Here is a 19,122-nt window from a genome sequence, read left to right as displayed (position 1 = left end):
TAGAACACCGGGTAGGTATCATGCAACATCAACTCGTTCCTCGTTGTGTTTTATGACAATTTTCGGAAATTTCTTCTTATTGCTGAGAAACACTATTTGCAAAGCAAATAGATGTTGAACAGTACCTACTTGGTTCTCGGAGTTAAGCACTTCTGTCCCGACCTCTTCTAGATAGACTAAATTTATTTTTTCGATTCCACTGTGACCGTAAAGTTATCCATAATGAAATCTTTATCGGCACCTGTTGTAAAAATACCAAACGTAGTATTTCCTGAAGCATCCCCAATTATTTCTGCTTCATAATGCTTGGTTTGACCATCTGCTGCTGTCGAAGTCAACTCACCGACTGGCTTAAAGTCATTGTTATTTTTCAACTCCCCATTAATGGTCCCAGCAGTAAAGACATTTTCACCATCAGTTTGATAATCAAATTGGACCGTATATTTCTTGTTCGGTTCAAATTTAATATTTTGCGGAATTGTTTGAAGCATCAAACCTGCTCCTTGTTTATGGGCTTTCAAGGACCAGTTGCCTTCTAATACATCTGAAACAAGGTTTCCATTCCAACCATATTGTGTGTAAGGTTCATTTCTTTCTGATAAATGAATCCGTGGATCTTCTACACCACCAGCTGAGCCTTTAACAAACGGATATAACCCAACTGCTTTTGTGTCTTCAAAATCTTGCTTAATAACTGTTTGTTTGTCTGGGTTCATGATATCCGTTTGACGCTCAACAATTCGTAAATCATCAAATTTTGTAACGGAATTGCCTTTATCAACCGCTAATGTCACCGAGCCTTTTTTGGCATTATCTGGGATTTCAAAATCAATTCGCATATTTTGCATATACTGCGGATTTTTCCTGCTTGTATGGTTAATATCTGCCTGAATGTAGTTTTGGGCAACCGAATTATTCACTGTCCGCGTATATTTCTTACCACCAATTTTAACAGTTACTGTGGCTTTACGATCATGTGTTTCTGTGTTTAGATACAAACTATATTTTCCTGGTTTAGGAAGATTGATGTCTTGTTTGATTTCGGTTCTTTCTTTTTCTGAACTAAAGACATAATCACCGTTGGCATCTTTTTTAACTTCACCATCACCTCGGAAAACTTTCCAGTTATTTTTTAAGGTATTGGCTTCATTAAATCCAGGATCTTTAAATGGTGTTCCTGTTCCAAATGTCATCGGTTCAATACTGTCAGGTTCAGCAATGACATACGGTGTATTAGCCTCGGCTTGGATGGTCACTTGGTTATTTGTAGTGGCAATTGCGCCTTTGTCAATACGCCCTTGATCTGTTAATTCATATAAATGTAAATTCGTTTTTCCTTGCATTTTCTTATCCAATGACCAAGTGCTGGTACCGCCTTTTGGATTCCAGTGATATAGTTTGTCTTGACCATTGACATTCCAAGGCAGTAGATACGCATCACCTTTTAGAACTTCTGTCTCATTTAACGTAATGCTTCTTGGCGAATTAGCATCTGCTTGAGTAACGGTCACTTTTTCAGCACCGTTCGCTAATTTAATCGTACCATAGATTTGACCATCTGCTGCTGTTGTAGTTTCCCAGTTTGTAATTTGGTAATGTTGTAAGAACTTAGTTGGGACATTAATGGCAAAAGTTTTTTGGCGATAGGTATTAAAATTGGTTTTACCCACCCAACCTTCATAGGCTTCAAATTCAGCTCCACCTAACAAAGGGTTGTCGGAAATAATCCAAGTGTCTTTTTGATGATTCCGAATAAAACGAACGATTGTACTGTTAAAGCCTTTCGTTGTTGTACCGCCGTAATCTTTTTCTGCAGACCAATGGTTCCAAACCGAGTCATACTCTAAAGCATTCGGAAATTCATTGGTTGTAAACCAACCGAGTGAATTAATTTCTTTACTTAGTTGACGACTTGCCCAACCTGATTCGCCTTGATTGCCCCAAACATCAACATAAATATAATCTAGATTCGGTGCTTTTTGTTTTAATTCTTTAAAGCGCTCATAGCGACGACCACTCAATGCATCGGGTCTTTGTTTAATAAAATATGACGGATCTAACCAATCCCAGCCACGCTTCGTTGGATCAACTAATTCCTCATTAAATCCTTTTGCTTCTGGGTAAGACTCGGTGTCATTAATATGCACACCGAAAACGGCATTTAATTTATGGCCTTCATCAATTAATTGATTCAACGCTTGTTCCCCACCAGGTCGCTGACCAATAGCACCGTAATCTGGATGCGCAGAATCATGTCCTTCATTTTGATACCCTTTTAGTAAATTCATTTGTCCTAATCCATCTGTTAAATTGTAAATACGTTTTGATTCGTCTAACGTCACTAAGAATGGGTTTGTCGCCTGACTAGCAAAGTTAAAAGGAATCCGTTGGTTGACTAATTCAGGGACTTTTTCCGCGCCCATTGGGTTATTCATAATTGAACGGAACCCAATTGCCGCATCTTGCCAATCCACCCGATTGTCGTCGTTGCTATCTTTTGAGAATTTAACTTTCACTTCTGGCGTTTCTCCAGTTGTGTAATCTTCCGGTGCATCAAATGGTCGATAGGTCCATGCCCCACTTGACAAGGTTGTTACAAAACCAGTCGCCGCTTCTTTTGTTTGTTTATGGATTCGATTGTTGTCACTACCATCGACAGAGCCGTCTCCATAGGCGTTCGTCCAAAAACTTGCAGCATAATTCGCCGTATTTAAGAAACCATACATATATTTTTTCGTTTCTTCTTGGCTTGTTGTAGTTAAATCTTGGATAGTATCACCATTTTTATTTCCGTTATTTGCATTTGTCCCAGTATTCATCACAACGCCAGCAAAAGTCGCCCCTTCATCTGTACTATTGACAGAAATCAAGCCTTGATTTGGAATTGAAATTGTGTGTATTTTGGTTCCTTCTTCACGAATATCTGAGAGTTTCATAGCTAATTCTTGGCCTTCGGAAACAGTCAATGTTGTTGTGAAACGCAAACCAATTTCTGGGACAGCTACGTTATAAACGGCTTGATTTGCTTCACTCTTTTGTTTTTCAGCAGTTGCTTTATATGCTTTGCCATCAATCATTACTTGGTCAATTTTCTCGTGTTGGCCATTAAAAATCACTTGATTACTCTGAGGGTCTTCGTAGCGAATAATTCGTGGAAATTGTGGATCAACCACGGCTGTTAAATCTGCGGAAGAGATTTTGTCGCCTTTTTCAGCTTCATTGTCTTTAGCAACAACAATGCTGGCTTTTGCTTTGATGTTTGTATTTTCCAAAGTACCGTCGACTTCAAAAGTTCCTGGTTCTTTGTATGCAGCAGGATCGATTTCATTCCAACTTACTGCTTCATTGGCTTCTTTACCAGTATTATAGGTCACTTTTACTTGTTTCGGTAATTTTGGTGCGACACCAATTTTTGTAAAAACTTTGACTGGTGCAATTTGTGTCACTTCTGGCACAATTTCCGGAATGCTATCTACGGGGCCATTTTTAAAATAGTCATAATTGACAATTTTTTTGTCGTACCACAAACGGACACCCACATGTCCGGCTTCTGTTGGAATTTTGTCCCCGTTGGCCAAAACAGGTTCTCCCTCGTAAATCAACGTGGTGTTAAGCCAGATAGTAATTTTTTCACCAACATAACGTACTTTCAACAAATAATTCGTATCTTCATTTAACGTTGGCCCAGAAATTGAATCATTCCACGAATTAGGGCTTTCAACTAACCATTTGCCATTCGCGTTATAGCCTACAAAAACCCAGCTATCTTTGGTATTACCACGAATAATCACACCCGTCCGACCGCTTCCAGCAGTGTATTTAAACCTTGTTTCTACTTCACCATCAGCTAATTTAGGGGAATCTAAATTTAAAGATACGGCATTATTACCTGCTGCTGCATCTCGTGAAATCGCCAATGACTCTCCTGCTAATTCTCGATTTGTTTTACCAATCACATCTTGCCACTCACCAATTTTCCCTCCTGGAAAATCAGATTGCCACAATTTTTCTTCTGTTGCGGCAGGTTCCACCATTGATGAGCTTGTTTCAGTGCTGCTGTTTGTTGTTTCTTCTGCAGACGTACTTAATGGTACTAAAATCGTTGCGCTTGCCAATAGTGTCAATGTACTAATTCGTTTTATTTTTCCATGTTTCATCTGATAAATCAGCCCCCTAACATTTTTTTGAACACGCCTTCATTATTAACAATTAAAGGGGCGTTCCAAAAATAAATTCTTTTATTTTTGGAACGTCCATCTCTAAATCATTCTCTTAAAAACTGTAATAGCTTACGACGACAAGTCAGAATTATTCATCCTCGTCATCTACTGCAACATTTAGCAGCAATTCGTTGACTTTCACAATACTTTCTGCTGATTCCTTAACATAGTCACCTTTGATCGCTAATAAACTTGCATTTACATAGCTGATAACCATCGGTAAATTCATCCCAGTATATAAGTCAAACGAAGCACCTTGCATAATTTTTTTAGATAAAATATTACAAGGTGTCCCCCCTAATAGATCAGCAAAGACAACAAAATCTTCTAACGATTCCGTAATCGCTTCAAATTTTTCTAAAAAGTCAGCTTCACCTTCTTCTGGTAATAAAGCAACAGTGGAAATTGTTTCTTGCGGTCCCATAATCATCTCCGCACTTTTTTTCAATTCCTCGCAAAAACGGCCATGACTTACTAAAACTAAATGTTCACTCATCGATTTTCTCCTGTCTTACTTATTTTGAAATAACACCTAACGCAGACAATGCGACACAGACAATTAATACGATAAAAATGGCTTTAGTAGACGTCATATTCTTTTTACCTAGCATCCAATAAACGCCACCAACAATTCCTGCAGGGAGTAGACGTGGTAAAATCATATCCAAGTTATTTTGCATGTTAAGTGTTACATCCCCAATGCTTGGTGCCCATGATAGTTTCACATTAACCATCGTTGCTACTAAAGCGCCAACCATGAAGACCCCTAGTAAAGTTGCAGCGTCTGTTAAGGCAGTTAAGCGGTGTTGCATAGTTGTTACCAAAGAAATTCCTTCGCGATACGCAAATTCCAATTGTTTCCAACGGAAGACCATCACGGCAATTTGAGCAACAATCCAGATAAAGATACCAGTTGGGTTACCATTAATCGCCATGTTGGCAGCTAGCGCCCCAAAAATAGTTGGAATTAAAGCTGCGAAAATTGAATCCCCAATTGCTGCAAACGGTCCCATTAAACCAGTTTTCAAACCTGAAACTGTTTGTTTTCCAGCAATGCCTTCTTTTTCTTCAATGGCCAAATCGATCCCTGTAATAATCGTATTAAAGAAGTTTGAAGTATTGAAAAATTGCGTGTGTGTTTTCATTACTTCTTTTAATTCGGGCGTATCATCCCCATAAATTTTACGCAATTGTGGCAAAATCGTATACAAGTAACCTGATCCTTGCATTCTTTCGTAGTTCCAACCTAATTGGAAAGTAAACAAGCTTCTGCGATTAATTTGTTTAAAATCTTCTTTCGTCAATTTATAATTAGATTTCGTCATCTTCAATCTCTCCTTCGTCTGAATCATTCGCTGCATGTTCTTTTTTGGCTGCTGGCCCACTCGGAATCATTTGACCATTTTTGTAGCTAATTGCGGCTAAAGCGAAACCAATTAAAGCGACTGCTAACATTGGTAGTGCGTTAAATACACCACTGAAGTCTTTCACAACGCTCGCAACAGATGTTCCTAAAAGTTGCATGTTTGTAAAGATTGTTCCTAGTAAAGCAGTTACAGTGAAACCAAGAATTAAATAAGGGAAATGTTTTTTCACTGGTAAGTAACGTAGTAAAATTGCAAAACCGACCGCTGGTAAGACCGCCCCAGCAACAGACAAGCCATCACCTAACCATTTCAAATCGCCATTTAGGACAGATACAACTTTTTGTACTAAACCACCACCAAAAGCAAGTGCTAAGAAGACTGGAATCATTCGAGAAAGAGACCATGGTAAAGCACCCATTAAGAAGTTACGTTCAATTCCTTTGTAGTTCATATCTTCGACCATTTTATCAATCCGATGTGCAAAGTAGGTATTCGCAAAACGAGCCAAAATGTCTAATTGAATCATTAAACTAGCAACTGGTACTGCAATAGCAGCGATTGCTTGTTCAGGGTTCATTCCTAAAGACACAGAAAATGCTGTGGCAAGAATCGTACCTGAGTTAGCATCAATTTTGGAGGCACCCCCGAAAGTCCCAACTCCTAATACAGTTAATTGCATACTTCCACCAATAATAAGTCCTGCTTTAATATCCCCCATCACTAATCCTGCAAAAAGACCTGCAAACACTGGCGCACTTAATGAAGAATAAATTTGTAATTCATCTAAAATTTGGTATCCTGCGTATAATGTTAATAATAAGATCTGCCACCATAAGATATTCATTTTTTGTTCCCTCCTATTTTGTTATCAAACTCATAAAGTCTTCCGCTTTGTCACTTGGCACCATTTGAGCAATCAGATGGACACCTTTAGCATTTAACTCTTTAAAAACCTCAATGTCTTGATCGACCACATTGATTGACTTAGTAATCGACCGTGTTTCGTTTGTTTGAGACATGTTCCCAACATTGATTTCTTTAATCGGCACCCCAAGTTCTACTAGTTTTAATAAACGATCTGGTTTCCGTACCACAATTAGTAAACGTTGCGAGTCGTATTTTCCTGCTAAAATATTTTGAGCAGCTTTTTCAACTGGTAACACGCTTAGTTTCACGCCAGCTGGTGTTGCTAATTTCAAGCCACTTTTTTCAATGGCATTCCCTGCAACCTCATCATCAACGACCATAATTCTGGAAATATTCAATTTTGTCGCCCATAAATTTGCCACTTGTCCATGAATCAAACGTCCATCAATTCTTACGCCAATAATACTCATTGTAATCCCTCTTTCATTTCTTTATATAGTGGTTCTTTTACTAACTGAATTTCTGGTTGGTACGTTCCTTCCGTTTCAAAAATGACGATCTCATTTTGCCCTTCTTTTAATAATCCTTTAGGAATATATAAGGAAAGCGTCGGACCAACATTCCAGAAACGACCAAGATTGGTTTGGTTAACAAAAACAATTCCTTTGCCAAATTTAGAAACATCAATAAATGTATCTTTCACTTCTGCTAACTCCACATGATACTGGTAAAAGCTTGGTTGATCAGGTTGCCATTCTCTTGAATAGTCTACCTGTTCACAGCTTGTCATAGGTAAACAATATTGTTGCCATTGCGTCATAAAATGTAAATCTGCCATGACACCCGTTCGAATCCCTTTTTTCTGAGTATCTGCAAATAATTTGTGCCCGTAATTGACACGACCCATATTTTCCATTAAAACATCGATTTGATTATTCTCTTGCGGCAGTGTAACGTAAATATCTTCGCCTATTTCCGTTTGATATTGCGTTGCTTGATGTATCTGATTGACAAATAATTGCAGACGATCACGACCGTCAATCACTCTTAGCTTCTCTTCTGCAGCATCTTTTTCAATGCTTGTTCGGTAAAGAAGATAGCCTGTATTTTGTCCTAATTGTTCCATGGTTTGCGGATAAACGCTAATTACTGGCTGACTAATCGTTTCTAAGGTTGCAAACAAACTCACTTTGTTGGTTAAAGGAATTGCTGTTTGCGCAAAAGATTCTTTTACTAATGGCTCAGCTTGTGGTAACGCAGGATACTCCTCGTGAAGCATTTTTTGTAACGCAAAATACTTTTCGGTTGGGTTCCCTTGTTCATCCAGTGGCGCATCATAATCATAGGAAGTGATTTGTGGTAAATCAATGGTTCCTCGTGCGGAGCAGCCATTCATAAACCCAAAATTGGTGCCGCCATGAAACATATATAAGTTGATACTGCCTAATGCTAATGCTTCTCTAACTGATTCAGCCAATTCTTGCGGATCTCGTTTAATAATTGGCTCTTTCCAACGATTAAACCAGCCATCCCAAAATTCCATACACATTAACGGCCATTTTTTACCATGTTCTTCAAAAAAGGCTTGCATCATACCGAAATTTTCTTTGGCTTTTGAGCCAAAATTCCCAGTTACTAAAATATCATCTTCAATCATGCTGCCTGCCCGCAATGTTGCGCGCCATGGCCCGTCAGAAGTAAAAAATGGTGCTGTCACGCCACGTGCAATCATCAAATCGCGAATCGCCCGTAAATACGCTTTTTCTTCGCCAAATGAACCATATTCGTTTTCGATTTGAATCATTAAAATATTGCCACCGTTAGCAAGTTGATGCGGAACAATTTTTTCCATTAAAACATCATAATATTCCGCAACATGCTTCAGATAGGTTGGATTATTCGAACGCATCCGTCCTGGTTCATTTAATAGCCAAGCTGGAAAACCACCAAACTCCCATTCTGCACAAATATAAGGAGACGGCCGCACAATCGCATATAATCCAAGTTCTTGTGCTAATTTTAAAAAGCGCTCCAAATCTAATATTCCCTCAAAATGAAATGTTCCTTTTTGCGGTTCATGTAAATTCCATGGCACATAGGTCTCAACTGTATTGAAGCCTAAAGCTTTCAAGTTATAAAGTGAATGATACCAATCTGAGGGATCTACACGAAAATAATGAATGGCACCTGATAAAATTTTAAATGGTTGACCATTTAAAAGAAACTCCTCTTTAATTTCAAATCTTTCCACATTGCCACCCTTTCTAGTAAACGCTTTCAATTACTGGATAATTGCTAAATAAAGAAAGCTCTTTATTTAGCAATTTCGACTACTTGGATGTTCATAAGATGTTTCTTCACGTTCTCTACGTCTACATGCCCAGTCATTCTTTCTTGGGCATTAGCCATTCCAGCCGCCATGCCCCATTTTAGCAGTTCGGCAGCTGGGGCATCCTTGGCTAGTCCATATGCAAGACCAGCAATGGTTGCATCTCCTGAACCAACAGGATTTTTAGCTTGAATCGTTGGAATTTTTACACGATAGAATTGATCGCGATGTTTGGCAATTGCACCATCTTTTCCTAAAGATACGACAATCCATTCAATTCCAGCAAACATTGGTTTTGTTAAAGCTGTTTGTACAGCTGCTAATGGATTTTCTGAAAAATTTTGCTCTAGCAATCCTTCTAGTTCCTCTAAATTAGGTTTAATTAAATACGGTTTCCATGCTCCTTGAAGAACTTGCCTTAAACTATCACCAGAAGTATCTAGTAGCACTTTAACCTCTTGTGCTTGAGCTTTTTGAACTAATTCTTGATAAAAATTTGATGGTAATCCTTTCGCTAAACTGCCAGAAATTGTGACAATTTCTGCTTGCTTAATTAATTGATCGAAATTTTCAAGGAAGTCGCTGATTTCTTCTGGGGAAACCGTCGGTCCAGCTTCTAAAATTTCAGTTTGATTCCCTTCGTGCAAAATCGCAATCGAATCACGCGTTTCTTCTTTGATTGACGTAAATGCTTGGGGGATGCTTGCTTTCTTTAACTCGTTTGCAATAAACGCCCCATGAAAACCACCAAGAACGCCGGTAGCTATAACATCTCCACCTAAATCATGAATGACGCGAGTGACATTTAGTCCTTTGCCACCAGGGGTTTTGGTCACCTGACTGGTCCGATTAACGGTATCAAGCTTTAGATGATCTAATAGGTAGGAGATGTCAATTGACGGATTCATTGTTACTGTTACTATCACAGCTATGCCTCCCAATTACCCTTCGTTTACTTGAACTTTCGCATGCCAAGAGCTGGCGGTTGCTGCGATGACTTCATTTAAACTTTCAATGTTTTCTCGGCCTTCTGTTTTTAACCAATCACAAGCCGCAGTTTCTCCTGCTTCAACGAAAGGTTTCACGCCATTTTTCCACGTAGCACGGCCACATAAAACACCATTAAATGTTGAACCAGCTTCTTTAGCGAAACGTAGTGTTTCTTGGAATAGCTCTGTTGAGACACCGGCACTTAAAAAGATAAATGGTAAATCAGTGGCTTGACTTTGTTCTAAGAAATAATTCGCCGCTTCCTCTTTTGTATACGCTGTTTCAGCCGGCGCAAAACCTTCTACAAAATTCATATTAACTGGAACTTCCACTTTCAATACATCTACTTTATATTGAGGTTTAGAAAATTCTTTCATCATTTCATTCACTTTATGCGGTTTAACTTTTGCATATTCTAAAGAAGTCGCATCTGCTATTTGTGCATCATAAGAAACTAATTCTAAGTAAAATGGTAGGTCTTCTTCTGCACATTCACTTCCTAAGCGTTCAATGAATACATGTTTTTGATGATTGATTTCTGGATCCTCATCCACATCATAGTATAGTAAAAATTTAATCGCATCTGCGCCTTCTTCTTTCAAGCGTAAAACAGACCAATCTGCTAGTAAATCAGGCAATCGTCCCGGAGTTGTTGCATCATAGCCCGTTTTTTCATAAGCGAGTAACAATCCAGCCTCGGTATCGCGTGCTTTTGCAGCAGGCAATCCATATTCTGGATCCAATAAAATGGCGGACGCATAAGGTGTCAATTCTTTCGAGACTAATTCTTTAAACGTTTCAATTTGTGCATCAGTTGGCTCTACATCTAGCGCTTTGATCATTTTTTTCAAGGCACCTCGTTGATCAATGGCTAATGCGCTAATGATTCCTTCTTGGGTTGACAAACGATCCATTGCCGCTTTTTTTCCAGCTGTTAACGTAAGCATAGTTCCTCCTCCAAATGTTGTATTATTTATAGTCATAAATCGTTACGCCTTTAACCACACGATTCACTGTACCTGTCGGTGAAGGGGTATCCGGTTTATTTCCAACTTTAATAGATGTTAAAAGTGCGACTGTTTGGGCTACCATGATATCTGCTAATGCTAAATAGCCATCAGGTAATAGAGCAGTTTCTGCGGAATATTCAATAGTTGAACCTGAGAAATTACGTTTGCCAGGTTGAGCAATCGCAAAAACACCCGCCGCAATTTCGTCACCGTGAACTTCTTCTAAGATATCCAAGTCATAATCTCTTGTGTATGGTGTATTATTAACAAAACCAAACATTATTGTTTTTTCATTAATAAATGATTTTGGTCCATGACGGAAGCCCATAGAAGAGTCAAAAATTGTGGCAACTTTGCCGGCTGTTAGTTCTAAGATTTTTAATTGCGCTTCTCTTGTCAAACCAGCTAAACTTCCAGAACCAACATAAACAATGCGTTCAAAATCAAGGTTAACGATTTCATTTAATTCTTCTTCACGGGATAGCACTTCTTCACCTAATTTAATTAGAGCGTTTACATAATCTTGTTTTTGCTCAAAGGCTGTTTGATCAAAGAGTAGTAATGTACCCAAAGTCATGCAAGAAAAGCTACCAGTCATCGCAAAACCACCATCATTGGAACGTGTTGGCATTAAGAATAAAAAGCTGTTTTCTTCTTTTTGGCTTATTTGTGCCAGTTGTCCTTCTTCGGCACAAGTAATCGCTAAATGATGAATTATTTCAACCACTTGATTAGCTACTTCAACTGCCGCTAAACTTTCAGGACTATTTCCACTTCTTGCAAACGAAACTAACAATGTTGGTTCGTCTTTAATCAGATAATCTTCTGGTTTGGCCACAATATCCGTTGTCCCAATACTTTCGAATGAAAAGGCTTGTGTGTCGTCGTGTGCTCGGAGATAAGGTACAACAGTATCACCGACATATTGCGAAGTCCCTGCTCCTGTAAAAATTACTCTTGTGCGTTTTCCTTGCGCTTTGGCCTGGACTTCTTTTAAAAAGTTTTCCAAAGCTGTTTGATTTTCATGATAAAGTGTCACGGTTTCTTGCCAAAGCTCAGGTTGCTGACGAATTTCACGTGTCGTGATTTCCGCTCCTAATTGTTCTAGTTCTTCTTTTTCTGCTGTAAACATACTTAACTCTCCTAACTATTCCGAATATGGCGTATCTGATAATGAAATTGATCTGCTCGCGCCACACTCAACGTAAATTCAATAATTTCATTTTTCATGTTATATGTCTGGCGTGCTAAATGAAGGACTGGCGCTCCTTCTGGAATCATCAATAATTTGGCATCTTCTTTTGACGCAATGCTAGCGTATAATTCTTCATCAGCTAAACGAACGGTTTGCTTAAAATCTTCCGAAAATAGATCATATAATGGTTTGCTACGTAGTAATTGATCCGTGAGTGATAAGAAAAATTTCACAGGCAAGTATGTGTCTTCAACCATTAATGGCTCGTTATCAGCAATCCGCAACCGACTTAATTTAAAAACTGCCTCTCCTAACGAAAGATTCAAATGCTGACAAATAAATTTATCCGCTTCCAATTTTTCGAAGGATAATATACGGGTATGTGGTTTTCGACCCAGCCCTTTCATTTGTTCTGTAAAACTATATGCGCCAGCTAAATCAGCGGCCTCTTTTTTTATATCTGAAACAAATGTTCCTTTGCCATGACGACGATAGATGGAACCTCTATTTTCTAGTTCTTGTAGCGCTAACCGGACCGTCGTCCGACTCACTCCATATTGTGCAGTCAATTCACGTTCAGAGGGCAACTTGTCATGAGGAATCATGCATGTTTCGATTCGTTCCTGCAGCAAATCAACAAGTTGATGATACAAAGCTTTGTTTTTAAAGGCATTTTCCATAACTTTCTCCTTTACCCTAACTGGTTATAACCACAAACCAATAGTACGGTGGTTTTTTTTATTTTGTCAATAAAAAGTATTAATAAATATCTTCATACCGCTATAACCTTGAAATGATAACGTTTACATTTTTTTATTTTTCTTTATTGTAATATTTTTTTCCTAAAGAAATCATTTTTTTATAAAAAACCACCCTTAAATATGATACCAGTTGCTGGCTTTATTTTAAATAGACAAAAAAGAGTATGAGACAAAAATCACTTTAGATTTTTGTCTCATACTCAAAATCTGAAAAACAGTTCGATCCCGACTTCTTCGTTTCTATTGTTTGGTTTTGGCAACAACTAACAAGTAACTGATTTTACGAAATCCATGAAAATATTCATTATTGAGCATATTCAATCCTTCTGCTAATTTTCGTATAAGATAAATATTGATTAAATGTGTTGACACAACGAAAGGCCGTCCTATTCGCATATTGATCATAATAACGCTTGGTATACCACTGAAATTCTTTCGTCCAAGGTTTGACATGGCCAGTAAAGTGGATAATGGATGGTGCTCTTCTCGTTTCTTCATATTGTTTTTCTCCATAAATAGTTGGATGTTTTTTCGCTTTTGACAGGATATAACCTTGGGCGTTCCACTTAGGATGCAACAGGGTCCAACGGTCGTGTAAAACCGCATTCAATGCATCTTGATCATGGAAACGTAATTTATCTGGATTTTCTTCAATAAATCTTAAGACTTTAGTGGTTACATCTAAATTCAACCATTTTTTAACATCGATTAGCAACAAGCCTGAGTTAAAATAACACATAGATTCTGCAGGAATCGCCATTTTTTCCAAACGTTGATGGAACCCTGCATCTTCAACAGCGGCGATGATATTTTCACCTAAATCAACTGTCCATAATTTTGCGACATCATCTAAGGCAATCATGTCACAATCCATATACAACAGCCGTTCGATCTGGCTTCCTCTAAACAACTCTGGAATAGCAATCCTGTAGTAAGCTGTTTTGGGAATTCGCTCACTGGTTACAACATTTTTGAAAAAATGGGGGTTGATTTTTAAAAATGTTAACTCTGCATTGATTTGGGTATGTTTAATCGTAAAATACAGTAGTTGCTTGCTTTCAAAATTGATATTGTCATCAATCACATAAAAATGAACAGCTGCCGCTGAAGGACTATTTTCTAAAATTGAAACAAACATAGCAGCAAGATGCGGTACAAAGTTGGTATTGCAACATGAGACAATCGCTAATTCTTTTCTATTTTCCATTTCTTGCACCTACTTTCTTTAACTTGTTTAGATAAAGAGCTGTATAAGGATGATTTTCTAACGTATTCCAAGGTTTATCGTGTCCAGTAAAATGAATAATCGCTGGCTCTTGATTTCCCGCTGTATATAATTTTTGATAGGCTTCATTAGGCGCTTCATGACGATTAAAAACTAAAGACGTCTGCATATTCCATCTTGGTTCTAGAGCTAGCCAATCTTCATAAAGAACAGCGTTTAAAGCATCTTGATCATGATAAACTATGCGGTCCCCATTTTCTTCTAGATACTGAATTGTTTTTTGAGTGATTGCTTTCTCGTTCCATCGGTCAATATCAATAATCATAACTCCTGAATTAAAATAATAATCGGAGGAATGGATGCCCAAACGTTTCAAGGCATATGCTTGACCAGGATCAATAACCGCACCAATCGTTTGGTTCACTAATGGCGTATCATACAACTGGACAATATCATCTAGAACAAGCGTATCTGCATCTAAATAAAGAACCTTTTTATAGCTATATTTTTGTAAAAGTGACGGTAAAGAAATGCGTAAGTAAGCGGTCGTTGTAATATGATCACTCACTAAAAAATTTTGATAAACTTCTTTGTCTGCTGTTAGAAATTCAACAGTCGCACTTTGTGAGTTACTACTAACCGTTTCTCGGAGTGCTTTTTTGCTAGATAGCGACAGCCCATCATCAATCACATAAAAATGAACAGGTCTCTCCGCATGACAATTTTCTAAAACAGTTGTCATCATTACATTCAAATAAGGAGCATAATTTTCGTCTGAAGCTGTCACAATTGGCACAATCTTCTGATTTTTCCTCATCAAAACCACTCTCCTCTTTTATTTTTATAGCTAAGTTCCTATTCAGAATAGGCCCTGAAAAACTTATCTGCAAATCATATGCTCATTATTTTATAATATAATTATAATAAAAATATATTTTATGGCTATAAAATAATTTTGTTTTCCGTTAACAACTATTAAAAAAACAACATTTCTCTTACTTTATCCTCAAAAATACTATTTATTTAATACTTGTTTTACTAATTTTTTTATCTAGAAATCCGCCTGTTGTATTTTCTGTTGATGATAATTTTAAAATGTACAGCGAAACTTAATATAAATTCTAAACTGACTTCTTACTCAATAAAAGAGCGAAAAAGCCTGGGACAAAAATCACTTTGGATTTTTGTTCCAGGCTCAAAACCTGATAAATGGCGGGAACAGAACCAATTCCTTCGAAAATAAACGGCTCTGTTCTGACCTCCTTCACTTCATATATGATTCTCTTTCCCTTACAAAAGTTATCCTTCTTAAATGATCTATGGCGTAGTCGGATAATTTTGGACTGTCGTTTGATTGCCATTTTGACTAAACAAGCTGGTTGATTGTGCATTTTTTTGTTTTTCTACTTCTAAGACTTTGTTTTTTTCAAAAGCCACATCATAGTTGTAGTCCTTTGGTTGCACTTCTTGGAATCCTTGTGGTTTATAAAAACGTAAAAGGTTTTCCTGATTTAATTTGTCAGATAAACTTAACGATTTTTTCACCCAATCGTTATCTTTCGTGACTTCTGCTTTTAAATCTGCTGGAACTTGGTCTAATTTTTTTCCTTGATTATTGTAGATTTCCCCACCTAGATAAGAAAATTGAGGCGTTACAAAATCGCCATTTCTAAAAGGAACCACTTGTTTATATTGAGGAGATAAAAGGTCCGTGCCAAAATGGATATAATTTTTATCATCGACACCTAAAAGATGGTACAGTGTCGGTAAAACGTCAATTTCCCCACCATATTCGTGCATGATTTTCCCTTGCGTATAGCCTGGCATGTAAAACATCAAAGGTACTCTTTGCAATTGCGCATTGTCATAGTTTGTCCACGTTTTTGGATCGCGGTTGAAAGCTTTACATAAGTCCTTGTTGTTTGCATCTGAAATACCGAAGTGGTCACCATAAATAACAAAAATAGAATGATTGTATAAACTTGTTGTTTGCAAGTAATGGAAAAATTGTTCTAGCGATTGATCCAAATAGTGCGCTGTTCGAACATAATCATCCACAATCGAATTGCCTGTGTTCAATTTAGGAAACGGGAAGTTTTGGTCATCCGTATAATAAGGGGTATGATTGGTCACAGTTAAAAACTTCGCATAGAATGGCTGCTGTAAATGCTCAAGCTCACTAGCTGATTCACGCAACAATTGTTTATCTAAAATACCGTAACCTAGCATTTTGTCATCTTTTGAAAAATATGACCGATCAAAAAAGTATTGATAACCTAAGTTTTTATACACATGGTCCCGATTCCAAAAACTCCCCACATTCCCATGGAAAACAGCGGTTGTATAGCCTTTTTGTCCTAAAACAGCGGGAGCCGCTTCGAAAGTATTGTCTGATCCTAATTGTGTAAAAAGAGAGCCTTGCGGGAGCCCGAATGTTCCTGTTTCTAACATGTTCTCCGCATCACTCGTTTTTCCTTGCCCTACTTCATGAAAGAAATTATCAAAACTGATTGTCGCTTTGTTTTGATAGAGCTGATTTAAAAACGGTGTAACCTCTTGGCCTTGGACTTTCATATTAATCAAAAATTGTTGAAAACTTTCTAAATGAATCACAAATACATTTTTCCCTTTGGCAATCCCGGCATACTGCGGATTAAGCGGTAAATTGTTTTGCTTGGTAAATTTCATGATTTCAGGTAATTCGTTTGAACTAGCTTCTGCTCTTACCTCATTTGACATGGCTGTTTTGACACCATCGATGGCTGTGAATGCATCCAAGCCAAGATATTTTACAATATAATTACGGTCAAAAATTCTTTGAAGCAATTGAGGACGATCGGTTTCGCTTAAAAATAAGTTAACCGAAAAGAGCAAGACACTTAAACAACTAATTGAGATCGCCAATCTTCTGTTGATAGGTTTGGTCACAAAGACTTGATGATTCCGTCGCTGTTTAAAAGAGTAAAATACCAAAACGAGCAGCACTAAAGTATCTAGCCAATAAAAGACATCGTGGACCCTCATTAAGGCAAGTAAATCACCAGAAATTCCTTCTGAAACTTTTGAAAAGCCAAAAACAGATTGGATGGTAATAAAGTCAGTGAATTCACGATAAAAAATAATATTCAAATATAAAATTAATGTATTTAAAACATTTAAAAGAGTTAAGCTAAGCATAAATGTTTTATGCTTTTTAAAATACAAACTAAAACCAAATAATAACAGCGTAGTAGCAACTGGATTGAACCATAAAATTTCTCGCTGGAGACTGCCCTTAACGCCCAATGAGAAATCTAGGTAATACGCCAGAATCGTTTTTGCCCAAAAGAGTAAAACAAAAAATAAAAAGAGTCCTAATCGGTTATTTATTTTTTTCATCTAAGTTTGTCTTCCTTTCCCTTCAAAAAAATCTTGATTTGTTAAAAATAAAACCTAACTCTGCGCAATGACTTTTTCGCTAGCGGAGAATTGGATAAATAACTTAAAAAGATAATCGCAATGGCGCAACATCCAAATAAAAGCCATACGTTTGTAAAAGGTGTTCGAGTAAGCGAACTAGTAATAGGCTTTGTAATTAAAAGACTTGGTAGCGCAACACCTAAAGAATTGCCAATTTGCTTACATGTCACCGCAATGGCTGCTGCCGTTCCTGACTGAGAAAGTGGCATTCCTTCAATCGCTGTAATGGTAATCGGTGAATTTAACATCCCAAACCCAATGCCTAAAAAGATATAAATAACAAATAAAATAATCATAGGCGTTGTTTTAGTTACAAATAATTGTAAAAAGCTAACAGCCAACATTGAAATACCACAAAGCATAATAGGACGTTTCGTCCCTATTCTCCCTACCATTTCGCCGGCTCTCGGGGCAACAAGAAAACTAACAAAAGCCAAAGGAATGGTTGATAAGCCAGCTTCCAACGGGCTGAAGCCTCTCATCTCTTGCAAATATAGCGTGTTTAAAAATAAATAGCCGTTATATATGATAAAGCCAAAAATAGCTAAAAAAGAAGCCGATGTAAATGGAATAGATAAAAAGAAACGCGGGTTGATTAACGGATTGTCAATGTTATATTCATAAATAAAGAAAATAACAATGGCTAAGCAGCCGATTATCCCAGTACTTAAAATATCTGGCGCGAAAAGCCCTTTTCTAGGTAGTCCGATAATGGAATAGATAGAACTAAATAGAAAAAGAATCATCAATGCTTGACCAACAAAATCATTTTTCGCCGTCTTCTCTACTTTTGACTCAGGTACAAATTTTTGTGTAAGGATGATTGCCGCTGCAATGATCGGTACATTTACAAAAAAGACATACCGCCAGCTAAAATAAGAAACAATTAGTCCGCCAATAATCGGGCCCATGCCTAAGGAAATCCCTGTAACAGAGCCCCACAAGCCAATTGCTTTCGCACGTTCTAACTTTTCGGTAAATACCTGTGTAATAATAGACATTGCTACCGGATTTAACATAGAACCACCAATCCCTTGCAACATGCGAAACGCGATCAATTGCCCTGGGGTTTGCGAAATCCCACATAGGAAAGACGCTAAACCAAAACAGGCTAAGCCCAATTGAAGAACTCGTTTACGGCCAATTCGGTCTGCTGTAGACCCAGATAACAATAATAAGGATGCTACCATTAAAGTGTAGCCATCTGTTACCCACTGTAATGTAGACAGATTCGTGTGAAAATCACTTTGAATGGATGGTAACGCCACATTGACAACCGTAACATCCATGGTCACTACAAACAAACTCATGCAACAAGTATACAAAATAACTTTTTTTCTATCGATCATAAAAACAGTCCTTTCTAGCAACTACATAAAACAGGAAAAGCAACAATGACACTTAAACTTCTAACGACACAGTTATCGCAAGTACTCACGTATCAACAGTTCTTTATATTCCTTGCCATTTAGTTATTTTATACTTAAAAAAATAAATCTTTAGATAGCCAAACTATACACCAGAACCCCTTTAAATTGAACCGTAATAGATACGATTTATCGATTCTTAAGTTATTAAATAATTGAACATTCTGTTCAGAAATATCGAACAGCCCCATAATTGAGCATCTCTTTTAAACAATGAACAACAAAAATAGCCTTATCCGCAGCAGAAGTAAATCTAAGCGAATAAAGCTATT

At 37.5% G+C, this 19,122-nt stretch carries 14 protein-coding genes; all 14 read right to left on the bottom strand.

Annotated features, from left to right (window positions below; translation table 11 throughout):
• Positions 1 to 182: 182 nt before the first annotated feature.
• Positions 183 to 4,157 carry an endo-alpha-N-acetylgalactosaminidase family protein gene (locus IGI97_RS06380; RefSeq protein WP_438738229.1) on the bottom strand — a complete coding sequence of 1,325 codons (3,975 nt, stop codon included), beginning with the start codon at positions 4,155 to 4,157 and terminating at the stop codon, positions 183 to 185.
• Positions 4,158 to 4,308: 151 nt separating this feature from the next.
• The gene (locus IGI97_RS06375; RefSeq protein WP_131750571.1) at positions 4,309 to 4,716 is read right to left on the bottom strand and encodes a PTS sugar transporter subunit IIA; all 408 of its coding nucleotides are present in this window, start codon (positions 4,714 to 4,716) and stop codon (positions 4,309 to 4,311) included.
• Between the two features lie 19 nt (positions 4,717 to 4,735).
• The gene (locus IGI97_RS06370; protein ID WP_002357254.1) at positions 4,736 to 5,545 is read right to left on the bottom strand and encodes a PTS system mannose/fructose/sorbose family transporter subunit IID; all 810 of its coding nucleotides are present in this window, start codon (positions 5,543 to 5,545) and stop codon (positions 4,736 to 4,738) included.
• A complete protein-coding gene (locus IGI97_RS06365; protein ID WP_002357253.1) occupies positions 5,532 to 6,431 on the bottom strand; it encodes a PTS mannose/fructose/sorbose/N-acetylgalactosamine transporter subunit IIC in 900 nt (299 codons plus the stop codon). The genes IGI97_RS06370 and IGI97_RS06365 overlap by 14 nt, the downstream gene beginning before the upstream one ends.
• A gap of 13 nt (positions 6,432 to 6,444) precedes the next feature.
• Entirely contained in the window at positions 6,445 to 6,924 is a 480-nt protein-coding gene (locus tag IGI97_RS06360) for a PTS system mannose/fructose/N-acetylgalactosamine-transporter subunit IIB (protein ID WP_002361968.1), read from the bottom strand.
• Entirely contained in the window at positions 6,921 to 8,735 is a 1,815-nt protein-coding gene (locus IGI97_RS06355; RefSeq protein WP_438738226.1) for a glycoside hydrolase family 35 protein, read from the bottom strand. The genes IGI97_RS06360 and IGI97_RS06355 overlap by 4 nt, the downstream gene beginning before the upstream one ends.
• A 32-nt stretch (positions 8,736 to 8,767) precedes the next feature.
• On the bottom strand, positions 8,768 to 9,709 hold the full coding sequence (locus IGI97_RS06350; protein WP_438738224.1) for a hexose kinase: 942 nt from the start codon (positions 9,707 to 9,709) through the stop codon (positions 8,768 to 8,770).
• A gap of 15 nt (positions 9,710 to 9,724) precedes the next feature.
• Positions 9,725 to 10,720: a tagatose-bisphosphate aldolase gene (lacD, locus tag IGI97_RS06345; RefSeq protein ID WP_002357245.1), complete on the bottom strand. Its 996-nt coding sequence runs from the start codon at positions 10,718 to 10,720 to the stop codon at positions 9,725 to 9,727.
• A gap of 22 nt (positions 10,721 to 10,742) precedes the next feature.
• Positions 10,743 to 11,915 carry an SIS domain-containing protein gene (gene agaS, locus IGI97_RS06340; RefSeq protein WP_438738222.1) on the bottom strand — a complete coding sequence of 391 codons (1,173 nt, stop codon included), beginning with the start codon at positions 11,913 to 11,915 and terminating at the stop codon, positions 10,743 to 10,745.
• Between the two features lie 11 nt (positions 11,916 to 11,926).
• Positions 11,927 to 12,658 (bottom strand): GntR family transcriptional regulator, encoded by a 732-nt coding sequence (locus IGI97_RS06335; protein ID WP_002360115.1) that lies wholly within the window; start codon positions 12,656 to 12,658, stop codon positions 11,927 to 11,929.
• Between the two features lie 385 nt (positions 12,659 to 13,043).
• Complete coding sequence (locus IGI97_RS06330) at positions 13,044 to 13,946, bottom strand: glycosyltransferase family 8 protein (protein ID WP_002382420.1); 903 nt, start codon at positions 13,944 to 13,946, stop codon at positions 13,044 to 13,046.
• Positions 13,936 to 14,781 carry a glycosyltransferase family 8 protein gene (locus IGI97_RS06325; RefSeq protein ID WP_025187037.1) on the bottom strand — a complete coding sequence of 282 codons (846 nt, stop codon included), beginning with the start codon at positions 14,779 to 14,781 and terminating at the stop codon, positions 13,936 to 13,938. Before IGI97_RS06325 ends, IGI97_RS06330 begins: the two co-directional genes overlap by 11 nt.
• 500 nt (positions 14,782 to 15,281) lie before the next feature.
• Positions 15,282 to 17,342: an LTA synthase family protein gene (locus IGI97_RS06320; RefSeq protein WP_002361977.1), complete on the bottom strand. Its 2,061-nt coding sequence runs from the start codon at positions 17,340 to 17,342 to the stop codon at positions 15,282 to 15,284.
• A 41-nt stretch (positions 17,343 to 17,383) separates the two neighbouring features.
• A complete protein-coding gene (locus IGI97_RS06315) occupies positions 17,384 to 18,772 on the bottom strand; it encodes an MFS transporter (protein WP_010712556.1) in 1,389 nt (462 codons plus the stop codon).
• Between the last annotated feature and the right edge of the window lie 350 nt (positions 18,773 to 19,122).

The organism is Enterococcus sp. DIV2419, assembly GCF_051711865.1.
GTDB lineage: Bacteria > Bacillota > Bacilli > Lactobacillales > Enterococcaceae > Enterococcus > Enterococcus faecalis.
Note: the sequence above shows the minus strand (reverse complement) of the source record. Positions and strands in the feature narration are given on the sequence as shown.